Annotated in this window: 13 protein-coding genes and 1 pseudogene; 7 read left to right on the forward strand and 7 right to left on the reverse strand. The window is 67.7% G+C overall.

Going from position 1 to position 16,709, the window contains the following annotated elements:
* The first annotated feature begins 128 nt into the window (after window positions 1-128).
* Window positions 129-887 (forward strand): 23S rRNA (guanosine(2251)-2'-O)-methyltransferase RlmB, encoded by a 759-nt coding sequence (gene rlmB / locus EER27_RS03060; RefSeq protein WP_123086528.1) that lies wholly within the window; start codon window positions 129-131, stop codon window positions 885-887.
* A 175-nt stretch (window positions 888-1,062) separates the two neighbouring features.
* Complete coding sequence (gene sugE, locus EER27_RS03065) at window positions 1,063-1,380, forward strand: quaternary ammonium compound efflux SMR transporter SugE (protein ID WP_123086529.1); 318 nt, start codon at window positions 1,063-1,065, stop codon at window positions 1,378-1,380.
* A 236-nt stretch (window positions 1,381-1,616) separates the two neighbouring features.
* Here the strand turns inward: sugE and EER27_RS03070 are convergent, their stop codons facing one another.
* Window positions 1,617-4,217, reverse strand: coding sequence for an N-acetylmuramidase domain-containing protein (locus EER27_RS03070; protein ID WP_123086530.1), 2,601 nt, complete (start codon window positions 4,215-4,217; stop codon window positions 1,617-1,619).
* Window positions 4,218-4,449: 232 nt separating this feature from the next.
* Between EER27_RS03070 and EER27_RS03075 the strand changes: the two genes are divergently transcribed.
* On the forward strand, window positions 4,450-6,126 hold the full coding sequence (locus EER27_RS03075; protein WP_190285617.1) for a GGDEF domain-containing protein: 1,677 nt from the start codon (window positions 4,450-4,452) through the stop codon (window positions 6,124-6,126).
* Between the two features lie 37 nt (window positions 6,127-6,163).
* On the opposite strand, the pseudogene EER27_RS03080 reads toward EER27_RS03075, so the two are convergent.
* The 3 genes and pseudogenes from EER27_RS03080 to yidD form a co-directional block, all read right to left on the reverse strand.
* A pseudogene (locus EER27_RS03080) lies at window positions 6,164-6,959 on the reverse strand (M23 family metallopeptidase).
* 118 nt (window positions 6,960-7,077) lie between these two features.
* The gene (locus EER27_RS03085) at window positions 7,078-8,424 is read right to left on the reverse strand and encodes a dihydroorotase (RefSeq protein WP_123086532.1); all 1,347 of its coding nucleotides are present in this window, start codon (window positions 8,422-8,424) and stop codon (window positions 7,078-7,080) included.
* A gap of 47 nt (window positions 8,425-8,471) precedes the next feature.
* Complete coding sequence (gene yidD, locus EER27_RS03090) at window positions 8,472-8,693, reverse strand: membrane protein insertion efficiency factor YidD (protein WP_123086533.1); 222 nt, start codon at window positions 8,691-8,693, stop codon at window positions 8,472-8,474.
* 106 nt (window positions 8,694-8,799) lie between these two features.
* On the opposite strand from yidD, the gene dksA reads away from it, so the two are divergent.
* On the forward strand, window positions 8,800-9,999 hold the full coding sequence (gene dksA / locus EER27_RS03095; RefSeq protein ID WP_223807138.1) for an RNA polymerase-binding protein DksA: 1,200 nt from the start codon (window positions 8,800-8,802) through the stop codon (window positions 9,997-9,999).
* Window positions 10,000-10,213: 214 nt separating this feature from the next.
* On the opposite strand, the gene EER27_RS03100 is transcribed toward dksA, so the two are convergent.
* From EER27_RS03100 to cysS, 3 genes are read right to left on the reverse strand one after another with little or no spacing between them, the layout of a single operon-like run.
* A complete protein-coding gene (locus EER27_RS03100) occupies window positions 10,214-11,485 on the reverse strand; it encodes an MFS transporter (RefSeq protein ID WP_123086534.1) in 1,272 nt (423 codons plus the stop codon).
* A gap of 18 nt (window positions 11,486-11,503) precedes the next feature.
* Window positions 11,504-11,941 carry a SufE family protein gene (locus EER27_RS03105; RefSeq protein ID WP_123086535.1) on the reverse strand — a complete coding sequence of 146 codons (438 nt, stop codon included), beginning with the start codon at window positions 11,939-11,941 and terminating at the stop codon, window positions 11,504-11,506.
* Window positions 11,942-11,959: 18 nt separating this feature from the next.
* Window positions 11,960-13,333 (reverse strand): cysteine--tRNA ligase, encoded by a 1,374-nt coding sequence (gene cysS / locus EER27_RS03110; RefSeq protein ID WP_123086536.1) that lies wholly within the window; start codon window positions 13,331-13,333, stop codon window positions 11,960-11,962.
* A gap of 165 nt (window positions 13,334-13,498) precedes the next feature.
* On the opposite strand from cysS, the gene EER27_RS03115 reads away from it, so the two are divergent.
* From EER27_RS03115 to EER27_RS03125, 3 genes are all read left to right on the forward strand, one after another.
* Complete coding sequence (locus EER27_RS03115) at window positions 13,499-13,945, forward strand: hypothetical protein (RefSeq protein WP_123086537.1); 447 nt, start codon at window positions 13,499-13,501, stop codon at window positions 13,943-13,945.
* Between the two features lie 396 nt (window positions 13,946-14,341).
* Window positions 14,342-15,358: an N-acetylornithine carbamoyltransferase gene (locus tag EER27_RS03120; protein WP_123086538.1), complete on the forward strand. Its 1,017-nt coding sequence runs from the start codon at window positions 14,342-14,344 to the stop codon at window positions 15,356-15,358.
* A gap of 39 nt (window positions 15,359-15,397) precedes the next feature.
* Window positions 15,398-16,591 carry an argininosuccinate synthase gene (locus EER27_RS03125; RefSeq protein ID WP_123086682.1) on the forward strand — a complete coding sequence of 398 codons (1,194 nt, stop codon included), beginning with the start codon at window positions 15,398-15,400 and terminating at the stop codon, window positions 16,589-16,591.
* Window positions 16,592-16,709 lie beyond the last annotated feature (118 nt).

A 16,709-nucleotide genomic window follows, 5' to 3' on the forward strand; every position in this document is an offset into this window, starting at 1 on the left:
GTTCACCGGCCGCCGCGACACTTCGGCCTGCGCGTGTTCGGTCAACGGGGCGGCAGGGCAAGCCCCGGCCGCGCGTGGGCTCTACAATGGCGCCCTTTCCAACGGCCCGCGGGCGACAGGCAACACGAATGAGCCAGAAACAATGGATCGCCGGCATCAACGCGGTCGCGGCCGCGCTCGAGCACGACGCCGAGCACGTGCGCGAGGTGCTGATCGAGGCCGGCGCCAAGAACCCGCGATTGGCCGAGATCGAGAGCCAGGCGCGGCGCATGGACATCGACGTGCGCAAGGTCGCCACCCAGGCGATCGACGGCGTGGTGGGCGGGTTGCGCCACCAGGGCGTGGTGGCGCGCTATGCCGCGGCCAAGACCTGGGGCGAGGACGAGCTCGAGACGCTGATCGAGGCCGCCGAAGGGCGCGCGCTGCTGCTGGTGCTGGACGGCGTGCAGGACCCGCACAACCTCGGCGCCTGCCTGCGCAGCGCAGCGGCGGCCGGCGTGACCGCGGTGGTGATTCCCAAGGACAAGTCGGTGCAGGTCAACGCGACCGTGCGCAAGACCTCGGCCGGTGCCGCCGACAGCGTGCCGGTGGTGCCGGTGACCAACCTGGCGCGCACGATGCGCGACCTGCAGAAGCTCGGCGTGTGGCTGTATGGCCTGGCCGGCGAAGCCGACGCCTCGGTGTACTCGCTGGACCTGCGCGGCAACGTCGGCCTCGTGCTCGGCGGTGAGTCCGACGGCCTGCGCCGGCTCACGCGCGAGAACTGCGACCAGTTGGTCAAGATCCCGATGCCGGGCGGTGGCGCGGTGGAAAGCCTCAATGTGTCCGTCGCCACCGGCGTGACGCTGTTCGAGGCGGTGCGCCAGCGCGGTGCGGCGGTGAAGTGATCGCAAGGTAGCGGTGTCGTTCGTGTCAGGTCGCGCCCGGCGTGACCACCGGCAGGGTCGCCACCGCACCAATGCAGGTTGAATGGCCGGCACATGCCGTGCCCAACGGAATGCGGGGACGACCCCGTGCGCCATGGTTCGTTCGGGGACGACCCATCCTGAGCGGAGTTTGCCAATGAACTGGTTCATCCTCGTACTTGCCGGCCTGTTCGAAGTGGGTTGGGCGATCGGCCTGAAATACACCGAGGGCTTCACCCGCCCGTTGGCGACCACCGCCACCGTCATCGCGATGGCGATCAGCCTGGGTTTGCTGGGCATCGCGATGAAGTCGCTGCCGGTGGGAACGGCTTATGCCGTCTGGGTCGGCGTCGGGGCGGTGGGCACCGTGATCCTGGGCATCGTGCTGTTCAACGAACCGTTGAACGCGTTGCGCGTTGGCAGCGTCGTGCTGATCGTGATCGGCCTGGTCGGCCTCAAGCTCGCCTCGCCCTAGGGCGTGGTGGGCAGGGGGCGGCGTTGCCCGTGCTGGGCAACGCGGCCGCTGTCGTACAGAAGGAGTGAGGAGCGAGCGGGGGCATGTCGCGCTCTGGCTAGGCGTTTACTCACTCCTCACTCCTGACGACGCTTTCCTCGTAGCGTGCGAGGAGTGAGAAGCGGGTGACGGCGCATGCTGCGCCGGCATCGTCGATGCCGCACTTCTCGCACTGGGCAACGCGCACGACGCGCGCGCTACCCCTTGCCGAGCAGGAAGGAAACGACCGCCTCGCGCACGACCGGGTCGTCGTCGAGGCCGCCGTGGGTGGAGGCCGTGGTGGCGCCGGTATCGCGCGTCCACATGCCGCCGGGGCAACGCAGCTGACGCACGTTCGCACCCCATTCGCGGGTTGGCAGCGCCGGCACCAGGTGTTTCTCCATGCCCAGGAGCGGTGTCTCTTCGTGTTCCTCGAACGCCCGCGCGACCAGGTACAGCAGCGAGTGGCCATAAGGCTTGCACGTGTTGTCGCTGCGCTCGGCCTCGTCACGCAGGTTGGCGATCAGCACCCGGATGTCGTTGTCGACGATGGCGGCGCCGAGCTGGCGATCGAACAGTTCCAGGCGCACCGCCGGCGCCAGCAGGCTGATCGATGACACGTCGAAGCCGTACTTGATCGCGCGCGCGCCCAGCCAGGTGTGCACGATCGCGCCGGCGGAATGGCCGATGAGGTGCAGGCGGATCGGGGGCAGGCCGTCCCGGGTGGCGGAGTTGCGGAACATCTCGAACAGCTGCACCACGCCGGAGTTCTTGCTGCCCGACAGCGCATCGGCGTTCTGCTTCATCTCGCCCCACAGCTTGCCGCCGGGCAGGCGCGCAAGGCCTTCCAGGCGCTCGTCGCGCCATTCCTCGAAGCGCCTGCGAAAGCGTCCCCACGCCTCGCCCCCGGTCTTCTCGGCCTCGCCCTTCACCGCGTCTTCGAAGAGGTTGCCGATCGTGGCGACCGCACCGGTTTCCCACATCAGGAAGATGGGGAATATGCGGTTCGAGTACAGATGCGGAATCCAGGACTGGGCGGTCTTGGCCGCGGCTTCTTCATCGGTGAGGCCGCCATGGGCGTAGATCGCGATGTCGATGTGCTCCGGCGGTGGCTGTTTGCGCTGCACCGCCTGCTCGGACCATCGTTTGTGCGCCGCCGGCAGGTGGTGGTCCAGCAACAGTTTCAGGTCGTCGGGCGAGGTGCGAAAACGCCCGCGCCGACTCAGGTGCCCCTCGTTCTCCATGTTGATCACGAACGGCGAGATCTCGTGATCGGCCAGGGTCGGGTTGCTGGAAATCACCGCGCGCCCGGTCTTGCCGTCGACGCGCAGGGTGGTGGCTCCGGCGACCAGGTCATGGTCGGTGGTGACAACGCCCAGCTGGACCACCCAGCAGTCCATGGCGTTCTCCAGCCAGTCGGCGTAACTCAGCACCGCGAACCCGCCGCGACCCCAGGCGCCGCCCCAGGAGTTCTGCACCACGAAGCCGTCGCGGGTGTAGCCGACGATGGCGAAGGCATGGCCCTGGTCCTGATTGCCCTTGGCGGGTTCGATCGGTGGAATCTGGGCGATCGATGTCGGTGGCGGCGCGGTGGACTCGCTGTGCAGGCGGTCCCAGCCGGGGTGGGTGAACGCACTGGCGTAGATTGCGCCGACTTCGCGCAGTGCGATGTGCATGTCGCGGATGCACTCGGGCGAGATCCGGTAGTAGGCGCCGAGCGGCCGCTTCACCGCGTCCAGCCACCAGTCGCTGTCGGCCTCGTTGGTCGCCGCCGGCATCGTCATCTCTTCCCACAGGTAGGCGCAGCTGGCGCCGTGCCGTGACCAGCCCTTCAGCGCGCCGCGCAGCGACGAGCCGCTGTCGCTGTCGTCGTCGTCCTCCCACTCGTCGTAGCGCCGCGCCATGTCGTACAGCATGTAGCCCGAAATCGGTTCGACCGGACGACGGCCGCGATCGAGCAGGTACTCGATCACCACCGCCAGCGCGAAGCCGGTGCACGCATTGGTGGTGTCCTGTTGTTTGGTCGGGCGCGGGTAGGTGGCAAACATCGCGTCGTCGGGCGCGATGGCGATGTTGGGTCGGTACGGCCAGTCGCGCAGGTCCACCGGGTCCGGGCGAACGTTGCGCTTCTGGGTACTCTTGCGGCGCACGCTGTCGACTGGCACGAAGTCACTGCGTCCCGGCGGCTGCGAGTCGGCAGCACTGGCTTTTGTCCTTCCTTTGCCGGCTTTGCGCGCAGGGCCGCCGGTGGCGAACTGCGTGTAGGCGGCGGCCATCTTTTCGTCGTAGCGGTTCTTGGCGTAAGCCGGTCCGTTGTAGGCCTTGGCGAACTTGGCCCAGGCCTTGGTACGCAGTGCTTCCAGATAGGGCGGCCGCGCGACGAAGCATGCGAACGCCGCGACCTGCTGGTCCGCGCCGGCATGCTGCGCGGCCACGAACGCCTCCACGTCGGCGAAACCGCAGTAGGCGTAGTTGAAGCCCATGATCTGGAACGCGCCCCAGCTGGCCGATTGCAGCGCGGCGACGCGGTCGAGCTGGCACGCCGCGTCCAACCGTTTCCATTCGCCCGCGAGGCTGCCGGCGTACTGCTTGCGATCCCACTTGGGGTAACTGAGGTTCGGGTGCGAGGCCGCGAACCGGCCGCCGGTCAGGCGATGGAATGCGTGGCCTTCGAAGAGCACCTTGGGTTTCTCGGAGGGCGCGGGCAGGAAGCCGCTCCCGGATGATTCGACCTTTGCCACGGCCTGTAGCGTGGCAACTTCCACTTCCAACGATTTGGCCAGGTCGATCCAGGCCTGCGGGCTGATCACGCGGTTCATCGATGTGCTCCATCACTGCGGGAAACCCGCCGATGCCACGGACACTCCCTGTCCCGCGCCCTTGGGCAACGACCGGATCACAGGGCATGGCAACGTGGCCGCACGCGAGTCCCGGCCAGTTTGCAACCCGTTGTAGGACAAGGCTCGCGCTTGTTACAGGTCCTGTTGCCGGAGCCGTACGCGTTGGCTGGCATGGGCTATGCTCGGCCCGATTACACCTCACAGGGTGGTTATGGGGATTCGCAGGCATCGACGCTGGCAGGCCCTTGGGCTGGTTACGCTGTGGCTGCTGGGGGCGACGTATGCCTCGGCACAGGTGCTGACCGTGTCCCGGCTCGATGCCGATCCGCTTCCCGTGCAGGTGATCGCCGGCGAGCTCGACAAACAGTTCGTCGCGGTCGATGAGCCGATGATCCGTCCGGTCTCCGGAACGCCGAGCTGGTGGCGGGTGACGGCAGGATCGCCGATTCTCGCAAGCGATGAGCCACAGTTGCTGCTGGTGTCGCCGCACCTCAATCGGACCGAGGTGTGGCTGCCGGGCCAGGCCATGCCGCAGCGGCGCTCGCTGTTCGGAGCCGATGCCGATCCGCGCTTCTCGACCCGCGCTTTGGTCACCGCGATACCGGACGGATTGCGCACGGGGCAGTCGCTGTATCTGCGCGTGCACGGCGTCGGCGTCACGCCGATGGCGGTGCGGATCGCGCCCCTCGAACAGGTGCACCGCGACGACCTGGTGCATGTCGCCTGGCGCAGCGGCACCCTGGTAACCCTGGTGGTGCTGTCGGTGCTGGCGCTGGGTTTCTGGGTCGGCATCGGTCAGCGCAGCTATGCCTACCTGTTGCTGACCTTGCTGGCGCAGGCCTTCTACCTGGCCAGCAGCGGCGGCGAGCTGCGCCTGCTGCCGGAACTGGCCGCCACGGTCACCAGCGACCCGCGCGCGACGCGCCTGTTCGCCTTCATCGCGGTGCTGGCCAGCAACGGCTTCCTCATGCATTACCTGGAACTGCGTACGCGCCAGCCGCGCATGTTCCGTGCGCTGCACGCGTGCAACATGGCGCTGGTGGCGATGATGGTGGTGACGATTGTCAGCGCCGCGAGCCTGATCGCGTTCGTCGCCAACCTGGTCCTGCTGGCCACCACGGCGACGGTGTTCCTGGCCAGCCTTGCCGGCGCACGCCGCGGCCAGCGGGCCGCCTGGTTCGTACTGCTGTCGTGGACGCCGTTGCTGGTGTTGCTGGTGCTGCGCGTAGGCGAGCTGCTGGGCGGTTGGGTCAATGCGCCGTGGATGGTCTACGCGTTCCCGGCGACCTTTGCCATGGCCGGGCTGGTCATCACCGTCGGGATGGCCGATGCGTTGCAGCAACTGCGCCGCGATCGCGACCACGCCAGCCACCTGGCCACCTACGACCCGCTCACCGGCGCGATGTCGCGTCCGGCCATCGAGCAGCGCCTGCACACGCTCGTCGCGGATGCGAAACAAAGCGGTCGATCGCTTTCGGTGGTGTTCTTCGACGTTGACCGCTTCAAGAGCATCAACGACGAGCACGGACATCGCATCGGCGACCAATGCCTGCGCATCATCTCGTTGCGCACGCGCAACCGCCTGCGCACCTACGACCTGTTCGGCCGATGGGGCGGCGATGAAGTGCTGGTGCTGCTGCCCGACACGCCGCTGGCGGCGGCGATGGGCGTTGCCGAGAACCTGCGCTCGGCGGTCAACTGCCGTCCGCTGTCGATCGACGGGCAACTGTTGTCGGCCAGCCTGAGCCTGGGCGTGGCCGAGCTCGTCGCCGATGAAAGCCCGGAGCAGCTGATCGAGCGCGCCGACGCCGCGTTGTACGCCAGCAAGTCGGCCGGACGCGATCGCGTGACCGCGTACCAGCGTTCGATAGTTCCCGAGACCGTCTGAGCCCAGAGCCAGGACCGAGCCGGACTCGGGCGTGCCATCAGCGCGGTGCGGAGCGCTCGAGCAACAGCAGCGGGTCGATTCGCACGGTGAACCAGTTCATGCCCCAGTGCAGGTGCGGGCCGGTGGCACGTCCGGTGGCGCCGACCGCGCCGATCACCTGGCCCTGCTCGACACGATCGCCGGCCTTCACGTCCAGCCGCGACAGGTGCAGGAAGTTCGAGCTGATCCCGTGGCCGTGGTCCAGCAGCACGGTGCCGCCGGTGAGGTAGAGATCGGGCTTGGCGAAGGTGACCACGCCGCCAGCCGGCGCCTTGACCGGCGTGCCGTTCGGGGCGGCGATGTCCATGCCCGAATGCGCCGATCCCGGCGATCCGTTGTAGACGCGCTGGTTGCCGAAACGGCCGCTGATGCGGCCCTGCACGGGCCAGACGAAGGGTTGGGCGAAGTCGGCGCGGGCGTCGTCGCGATCGCGCGCGGCGGTGACTTCCGCCTGCTCGCGGCGGATGCGTTCGGAGATGTCCGGTGGCGGATCGACCGTCTTGGGCGGTACACCGCTGATGTTCTCGATGGGCCAGTCGCGCTCCGTGACCGTCACCTGGTTGACCAGTACCGAGCCATTGGACTGAGTGACGCGAACCTGCACCGGCGCGCTTGCGTCGCGGGCGATGCCGAAAGCGAACTGGCCTTCCGGTGACACCCGCACCGCGCGCCCGTCAACGTCGACCCGCGCCCGCGGATCGGTCAGGCCGATCACCAGTGCGCCCTGCGACGCGGTGGTGGGCATGAAGGTCGCGCGCTGCAGCACCTCGCGCGGTCGCCCGATGTCGGGCAATGCGGGCGGGCGGGGCGTGCCAGGAGGCATGGTGGACTGTGGCGCGGCGTGGCTACAGCCGGCCATCGCGATCAGCACCGGCGCCAGCAGCGCGGCGTGCGACGGCCCGCGGCGCTGCGTCATCGCGTGAACCCGAGGCGTTGCCCGCCAGGCGAGCCGACCAGTCGTTCGCCATCCCACGCCAGCATGCCATTGACCCAGGTGGAGGCGATGCGCGAATGGAAGGTGCGTCCTTCGAACGGCGACCAGCCGCACTTGGACAGAACGTCTTCGCGGCGCACGGTGAAAGGCGTGTCATCGATCAGCACCAGGTCGGCGGCATAGCCCTCGCGCAGGAAGCCGCGTTCCTTGACGTCGAACAATTGCGCCGGCGCGTGCGCGAACTTCTGCACGACCTGTGCCGTGCTGAGATGGCCTTCGTGGACCAGTTCGAGGGCGGCGTTGAGCGCGTACTGCACCAGCGGAAGGCCGCTTGGTGCCGAGGTGTACGGCCGGGCCTTTTCCTCGAGCGTGTGCGGTGCGTGGTCGGTGGCCAGCACGTCGATCACGTCCGCTGCGAGCGCGCGCACCAGGGCTTCGCGATCGGCCGGGTCCTTGATGGCCGGGTTGCACTTGATCAGGTGCCCGAGCGCGGCGTAGTCCTCGCGATCGAAGCGCAGGAAGTGCACGCAGGTCTCGGCGGTGATCTGCTTGCGGCTGCCATCGGCGCGCACCAGCGGGCCGGCCTCGAACAACGCCAGTTCCTGCGCGGTGGAGATGTGCAGCACGTGCAGTCGGGTGCCGTGCCGGCGAGCGAGGGCGATTGCCAGCTCGGTCGAGCGCATGCAGGCCTCGCGCGAGCGGATGTCGGGGTGGCAGGCGGCCGGGATGTCGTCGCCGTACTTCGCCCGGTAGCGGGCCAGCTCGGCGTCGATCATCGGCGTGTCTTCGCAGTGGGTGATGATCGGCGTCGGCACCTCGGCGAAGATCCGGTCCAGCACGTCCGGGTCGTCGACCAGCATGTTGCCGGTGGAGGCGCCCATGAACACCTTCACGCCCGGCGCGGTGAGCGGGTCCAGCCGGCGGATGGCATCGAGGTTGTCGTTGCTGGCGCCCATGTAGAAGCCGTAGTTGCCCCAGGCACGTCCGCTGGCGCGGCCGTACTTGTCCTCCAGTGCCGCCGCGTCGAGCGTTGGCGGATTGGTGTTGGGCATGTCCATGAAGCTGGTCAGGCCGCCGGCCACCGCCGCCGCCGACTCGGTGGCGATGTCGGCCTTGTACTCCATGCCCGGCTCGCGGAAGTGCACCTGGTCGTCGATCATGCCCGGCAGCAGTCGGCGGCCGTTGGCGTCGACCACGGTTTCACGGTCCCGCGCCGACAGGCCGCTGCCGATTTCGGCGATCCGGCCGCCGTGGATGCGCAGGTCGCCGTCGAATTCGCGACCTTCATTGACGAGCCGGGCGTTGACGATCAAGGTCGAAGACATCAGGGTAGGTCCTGCGTGATGTTGGTTTGGGGTTTTTTGGGGAGGAATCAGTGCGCGGGAGGCACCGGATCGTGTCCGCCGGGGTGCAGCGGGTGGCAGCGCAGCACACGTCGCAAAGCCAGCCAGCTGCCCTTGAATGCGCCAAACCGAGCGATCGCCTGCATCGCATATTCCGAGCAGGTTGGATGGAATCGGCAACGCGGTCCAAGCAGCGGACTGATCCAGCGCTTGTAGATGCGCAACGCGGCAATTAGTAGTCTGTCGATCACGATTCCTTAATGCGGTCAAACACTTGTGGCGCGGTTGCCGCAGTAGCCGGGGCAGGGTATAACAGCGCGCTTTCCCGTCACAAGGGAACAGAAGGACAAGTCGCTCGTGGCAGTGAAAAAATCCGCGAAGAAGGCCGCCAAGGCCAGCAGCAAAACCGCCAAGCCGGTCGCCAAGAAGGCCGCTGCGAAAATGCCGGTGGCGAAGAAGCCGGTGACCGCCAAGGCTGCCAGCAAGCCGGCGGCCAAGGCTGCGGCCAAGAAAGCGACTGCTGCCAAGCCGGCGGCGAAGAAAGCCGCGCCGGTGAAGAAACCGGTGGCGAAGAAGACCGCCAGCAAGGCCGTCGGCAAGCCCGCTGCCAAGAAGCCGGTCGCCAAGAAGGCGGTTGCGAAGGCGCCGGTGAAGAAGTCGGCGGCCAAGGCGCCTGCCAGCAAGGCCCCGGTCAGCAAGGCTCCGGCCAAGAAGCCGGTGGTCAGCAAGGCCGCGCCGGCCAAATCGGCCAAGCCTGCAGCGAAGCCGCCGGTCGCCAGCGGCAAGTCCAACAAGAACACCGTCGTCGCCAAGGCGACGGCAAACGCTGCGGCCGGCAAGGCGCCAGCGGCCAAGACCACGGCCGTCACCAAGCCAGCCGTGGCAGGCAAGACCGAAGCCAAGACCGCAGCGGTCAAACAGCCGGCCCCCCGTCCGGTGGAAAAGACCGCGTCGGTGGCTCCGGCGGCTGCAACCGCAGCCAGCTCCAACACACCCTCCGCCCCAAACCCAGCAACCAAGACCGCTCCTGCCCAGGCCCCGCGCCCGACCGGCAAGGTCGCGGTGGCGGTTGCCGCAAAACCGCAGGCGCCTGCGCCGAAAGGCCAGGTGAAAGTCGTGCAGTACAAGACAGAAACAGGCAGTGGTCGCCCCATCGTCCCCAAGGGCTACAAGCCCGCCGCGGACGAGGAATACATGAGCCCGCTGCAACTCGAATACTTCCGCCAGCGCCTGATGCAATGGCGTGCGGACCTGGTCGAGGAATCCAAGCAGACCATCGAGAACCTGAAAGACGAAGTGCGTGACGTGGGTGACGAGGCCGAGCGGGCTACCCGCGAGACCGAGAACTCCCTCGAGCTGCGCACCCGCGACCGCTACCGCAAGCTGATCAGCAAGATCGACAGCACGCTCAAGCGCGTCGATTCGGGCGACTACGGTTTCTGCGTCGACACCGGCGAAGAGATCGGCCTGGAACGTCTCGAGGCCCGCCTCACCGCCGAGCGCACGATCGATGCGCAGGAGCGGTGGGAGCACCTGCAGAAGCAGATGGGCGACTGATCCCGGCTGCTGCACTTGCGTAACACCGACAAGCCCCGCGATTGCGGGGCTTGTCGTTTCCGGTGCATGCGGTCACGTGCCTCGACCACGAATCAGGATCGCGAATCAGGTGTTCGGTTGGCGCCCACGCCGTGGCGTGCGACCGCGGTTGGCTGGAGCGTCATCGATGGATTGGCTGCGACCTGGCCTCGGGCGAATGCCGGGCGCGCTTGGCTCAATGCAACTCGCCCAGATCCAGTCTGCGCAGCCTGGGTGCCAGCTTGGCGGTGATGCCGACCACGGCCAGCGTCATGCAACCGCCGAAGATCACCGACGGAACCAGTCCCAGCAAGCGAGCGGCGACGCCGGACTCGAACGCGCCCAGTTCGTTGGACGACCCGATGAAGATGCCGTTGATCGACGCCACGCGGCCGCGCATGTGATCTGGCGTGGACAGCTGCAGGATGGTCGAGCGCAGCACCACCGAGACGCTGTCGCACATGCCCGACATCACCAGCATGCCCGCCGACAGCCAGAAATTGCGCGACAGCGCGAATCCGATGATGCACAACCCGAATCCGGCGACCGCGAGCAGCAACAGGCGTCCGGCATGGCGTTGCGGTGGGTGGCGGGCCAGCCACAGGCCCACCAGTACGGCACCCGCTGCAGGCGCGGCGCGCAGGATGCCCAGTGCTTCCGGGCCATAGTGGAAAACATCGGTGATGAAGGCAGGCAACAGCGCGACCGCGCCGCCAAACAGCACCGAGAACATGTCCAGCGCCTGCGCGCCGAGCACCACCTGGTTGCCGAACACGAAACGCAGTCCCTCGCCGATGCTGCGAAACACCGGCGCCCGCTCGGTCGGCAGCGGGGGCTCGGTCACGCGCAGGCTGGTGACGGCGATGGCGGCGAACACCGCCAGCACCGACGCAACCAGGTACGCGGTGGACTTGCCGCCCACGGCCACCAACACGCCACCCAGCGCCGGTCCGAACACGAGCCCGCTCTGCATCACCACGCTGCTGACACCTGCGCCGCGCGCGAACTGCTCACGCTTGAGCACGCGCGCGAACAGCGACATGTACACCGGCGCGAGAAAGGCGCGGACCAAACCGTTGAGCGCGATCGCGACGTAGATCAACCACGTTCCGGACACGGACAGCGTGCCACTGGCGATGCCTGCCAGCCCCAGCGCGGTGATTCCCAGGCCCAGGCAGGCGAACATCCCCACCCGGCGTCGTGGCAGGTTGTCGACGGCGTAGCCGGCGAACAGCGCGCTGGCGATGTACGGCAGCACCTCGGCCAGACCAATCAGGCCCAGCGCGAGTGGGTCGCGCGTGATCTCGTAGATGTGCCAGCCGACGGTGACCGCGACCACCTGGTACGACAGCAGTCCCAGCAGCCGATAGCCGAGCAGGCCGGTGAAGCCGCGGTTGCGCAGCAGCTCGCGGACGGTGCCGGAAGCGGTTGGCTGCGCGGCGTCGCCGGCCGGCGCGTCCTCAGCCACCGAGGGCTCCAGCCGGGGTCACAGGCGTTGGCGGGCCTGGTCGCGGATGAAGCCGAGCAGGGCGGTGAGGCCGTTGCTGCGCGTGGGCGAGAGGTGCTTGGCCAGGCCGATGTCGCCGATGTAATCGGCCTGCGTGGCTTCGATCTCGGCGGCGCTGCGGCCCGAGTAGACGCGCAACGCCAGGAAGATCAGGCCGGACACGATCGCCGAATCGCTGATCGCGTGGAAATCCAGCCGGGCGGCATCGCCGTCAGCGACGATCCAGACCATCGACTGACACCCGTGCAGGCGATGCTCATCAGTCTTCCATGCCGTCGGAAGATCCGGCAGCTTGCGACCGAGGTCGATCAGGTACTGGTAGCGCTCGGACCAGTCGCCGAAGAACGCGAACTCCTCGCGGATCGCGGCCTGCGCCTCGGCGGCGCTGGGTTCGAGCGGGAACGGGGTTGGAGTCACAGCGGCTTGCCTTCCATCCTATGCACGGCGCCAGCGTACGCCCTGCGGTGTGTCTTCCAGCAGAACGCCCTCGTCGGCGAGTTGCTGGCGGATCGCATCGGCGCGCGCGAAATCGCGAGCCTTCTTGGCGCCATTGCGCTCGTCGACCAGCGACTGGATCCGATCGTCGTCGCCGGCATCCGCGCCACGGGCGAACCAGGCAGCGGGGTCCTGCTGCAGCAGCCCCAACGCCAGGCCGCTGCCCAGCAATTCGGCCTTCAACCGGGCCTTGTCGGTGGGCGATTCGGCCTTGCGGGCCTCGCCGGCGATGCGCGCGATCTCGGCCAGCACCTGTGGGGTGTTGAGGTCGTCATCGAGCATCGCCTCGACCGCCGCCGGGATCGTCGCCGGACTCGCATCCGCCACGTCGCCCAGGTCACGCAGCGTGCCGTACAGGCGATCCAGAGTGCGGATGGCCTGGTCGACCAGGCCGTCGGACCAGTCCAGCGGCTGTCGGTAGTGGGCGCTCAGCAGTGCATAGCGCAGCGCCTCTGGCGGATGTTCGCGCACCAGGTCGTGGACCTTCTGGATGTTGCCCAGCGACTTGGACATCTTGGTGCCGCTGAAATTGAGCATCCCGTTGTGCAGCCAGAACCGCGCGAACGGACGACCGCCGTGCGCGCACTCGCTCTGGGCGATCTCGTTTTCGTGGTGCGGGAACTGCAGGTCGACGCCACCGGCGTGGATGTCGATCGTCTCTCCCAGGTGCGCGGCGGCCATGGCCGAGCACTCGATGTGCCAGCCCGGGCGCCCGCGGCCCCACGGCGAATCCCAGCCGGGCAGGTCGTCGCTGGACGGCTTCCACAGCACGAAGTCACCCGGATCGCGCTTGTAGGGAGCCACATCGACCCGCGCGCCGGCGATCATGTCCTCGGTGTCGCGGCGCGACAGCTTTCCGTAGCCGTCGAAGCTGGCGACGGCGAACAGCACGTGCTCCTCGGCGGCGTAGGCATGCCCGGCCGCGATCAGGCGCTCGATCATCGCGATGATCTGGGCGATGTGGGCGGTGGCCTCGGGTTCGAGATCGGGAGCGCGCACGCCCAGTGCGGCCATGTCGTCGCGGTAGGCAGCGGCGAAGCGGTCGGTGATCGTGCTGATCGGCACGCCCTGCTCGCGTGCGGCGGCGTTGATCTTGTCGTCGACGTCGGTGATGTTGCGCGCGTAGGCCACGTTGCCGAAGCGGCGCCGCAGCAGGTCGGCGAGCACGCCGAACACCACCGGGCCGCGCGCATTGCCGATGTGCACGTAGTTGTAGACGGTCGGTCCACACACGTACATCGTCGTGCGGGCAGGGTCGGACGGTGCGAAAGCCTCGACCTGGCGGGTCAGGCTGTTGAAGAGTTGGAGGCTCATGGGGGGCAACGCGGGGATTCACGCCATTCTAGCCGGCGATCCCACCTGCGTGGCCCTCGGGCGTGGCCCACAGCAAGGCTACCGGCGCATGACAGCAAGGATTCAGCCCTTGCCGGCCGCCTGCCACTACAATTCGCCTTCACGCAAGACGAGCCCTCCTGCCCGATGAGCCGCCCCTTCCTGTCCGCCGCCGTACTGTCGCTGGCCTTGTGCGCCGGCGTGGCAGCGGCACAGGAGCGCACGGTCATCCAGGCCGAGAACGTGCGCTACGCCTACGCCGAAGTGCTGCGCGTGGAGCCCGTCTACCAGACGCTGACCGCCACCCGCATCGAACAGCGATGCGACCAGAGCCCGCGCCCGCAAGCCGACGGGTCGCGGTTGTCGCGCGTCGTGGGTGCGGTCAAGGACGCGCTGGCGCGCGAGACGCCGGAGCCTGCAGAACGATGCCGCGCGGTGCCGGTCGAGCGTGAGTTCCGCCGCCCGATCGCCTACGACGTCGACTATGTCTACAAGGGGTCGCGGTACCGTTCGCGCCTTCCCGAGGACCCCGGCAACCGCCTGCGCATCCGCATCGGCGTGACCCCGATCGTGAGCCCGGTCGGCGAGCGCTGATCCGGCCGGCCGCGCCACCGCGCTTGCCCTCGCCATTCGCGCATGCGACCATCCGCCCCGACATGAACCCCCTGCGCGCCGACGCCGACATCCTGACCTCTGCCTACATGGCAGCGGGCATGACCTCGCGCGCGCGCCGACCGTACCCGTCCATTCCGGCTGGGTAACGGCGCACATCGCCGTTTCATGTCTTCACGACAAACCCAGCCTTCGAGCTGGGTTTTTTCGTTTCTGGGCCCGCGACTCGATGGCAAACGACAGGCCGGTTTCCCTGCCTGGTTCCACCGGCAACACCACGTCCCGCCCGTCACACCGCTTTTGCAAGTCTTCCACCGCCCATTCCGCACGCTTCCAGCGGCACGCCCCGATGCTCCATTCCCCTCACCGGATCGCGCAATGACCACCACCCTCAAGCATTTCCTCAACACCCAGGACTGGTCGCGCGCCGACCTCGACGCCTTGCTGGAACAGGCTGCGCAGTTCAAGCGCAGCAAGCTTGGCGACCAGCTGCGCGGCAAATCGATCGCGCTGGTGTTCTTCAATCCGTCGATGCGCACGCGCACCAGCTTCGAACTTGGCGCGTTCCAGCTTGGCGGCCATGCCGTGGTGCTGCAGCCGGGCAAGGACGCGTGGCCGATCGAGTTCAATCTGGGCACGGTGATGGACGGCGAGACCGAGGAGCACATCGCCGAAGTGGCCCAGGTGCTGGGTCGCTACGTGGACCTGATCGGCGTGCGCGCGTTCCCGAAGTTCGTCGATTGGGCCTACGACCGCGAGGACATCGTCCTCAAGAGCTTTGCCAGGTACTCCCCCGTGCCGGTGATCAACATGGAGACGATCACCCATCCGTGTCAGGAACTCGCGCATGCCCTGGCGCTGCAGGAGCATTTCGGCACCAGCGACCTGCGCGGCAAGAAGTTCGTGCTGACCTGGACCTACCACCCCAAGCCGCTCAACACCGCCGTCGCCAACTCCGCGCTGACCATCGCCACGCGGCTGGGCATGGACGTGACGCTGCTGTGCCCGACCCCCGAGTACGTGCTGGATGAGCGCTACATGGGCTGGGCCGCGCAGAACGTGGTCGAGAGTGGCGGTTCGCTCGCCGTCAGCCACGACATCCAGGCGGCCTATGCCGGCGCCGACGTCGTCTACGCCAAGAGCTGGGGCGCGCTGCCGTACTTCGGCAACTGGGCGCCGGAAAAGCCCATCCGCGACCAGCACCAGCACTTCATGGTCGACGAGGCAAAGATGGCGTTGACCAACAACGGTGTCTTCAGCCACTGCCTGCCGCTGCGGCGCAACGTCAAGGCCACCGATGCGGTGATGGATTCGCCGCAATGCATCGCCATCAACGAAGCCGAGAATCGCCTGCACGTGCAGAAGGCGATCATGGCCGCGCTCGTGCGCCAGTAACCCACTTCCTCTCTCCGTTTGCAGACCAAGACCAAGACCATGAGCAAAGACATCGTCCTCGCCTTCTCCGGCGGCCTCGACACCAGCTTCTGCGTGCCCTACCTGCAGGAGCGCGGCTGGAACGTGCACACCGTGTTCGCCGATACCGGCGGCGTCGACGACGAGGAGCGCGCCTTCATCGAACAGCGCGCGGCCGAACTCGGCGTGGCCTCGCACGTCACCGTCGATGGCGGTCCGGCGATCTGGTCGGGCTTCGTCAAGCCGTTCGTGTGGGCCGGCGAGGGCTACCAGGGCCAGTACCCGCTGCTGGTGTCGGATCGCTACCTGATCGTCGAGGCCGCGCTCCAGCGCTGCGCCGAACTGGGCACCCGGGTCATCGCGCACGGCTGCACGGGCATGGGCAACGATCAGGTGCGCTTCGACCTGGCGGTGAAGGCGCTGGGCGACTACGAGATCGTGGCGCCGATCCGCGAGATCCAGAAGGAAAACACAGAGGTCCGCGCCTACGAACAGAAATACCTCGAACATCGTGGCTTCGGCGTGCGCGCCAAGCAGCAGGCCTACACCATCAACGAGAACCTGCTCGGCCTGACCATGTCCGGTGGCGAGATCGACCGCTGGCAGGCGCCGGGCGAGGGTGCGGCGGGCTGGTGCAAGCCGCGCGGCGAATGGCCGTCGGCGCCGCTGCGCGTGCGCATCGGCTTCGAGAAGGGTGAGGCCGTCACGCTGGACGGCGAACGGATCGACGGCCACACGATGCTGGCCAAACTCAATGGGCTGTTCGCGCAATACGGCGTCGGTCGCGGCCTGTACACCGGCGACACCACGATCGGTCTCAAGGGGCGGATCATCTTCGAGGCTCCGGGCCTGACGGCGTTGCTCGTGGCGCATCGTGCGCTTGAGGAAGCGGTGTTGAGCAAGCAGCAGAACCGCTTCAAGCCCGACATCGCGCGCAAGTGGGTGGAGCTGGTGTACGAAGGCTTCTTCCACGACCCGCTGAAGGCCGACCTGGAAGCGTTCCTGGCGTCGAGCCAGGCCACCGTCAACGGCGAAGTGGTGCTGGAAACCCAGGGCGGCAGCGTCGGCGCGGTGGCGATCGACTCGCCGCACATCCTCAACGCCAAGGGCGCGACCTACGCGCAGGCGGCCGATTGGGGCGTGGCGGAAGCCGAGGGCTTCATCAAGCTGTTCGGCATGAGCAGCACGCTGTGGGCGGAGATCAACCGCAAGTAGTCGAGCCCGGTCGTGCGAGCGGCCGGGGCGCGTGCTTGCTGCGCGATCCGTCCGCCCCACACCGCAGTCACCCACACCATGGCAAGCCGCTGGCCGACATCGCGGCTGGGGCCGCTCC

Source organism: Montanilutibacter psychrotolerans, from assembly GCF_003719825.1.
In the GTDB taxonomy this organism is placed as follows: domain Bacteria; phylum Pseudomonadota; class Gammaproteobacteria; order Xanthomonadales; family Xanthomonadaceae; genus Montanilutibacter; species Montanilutibacter psychrotolerans.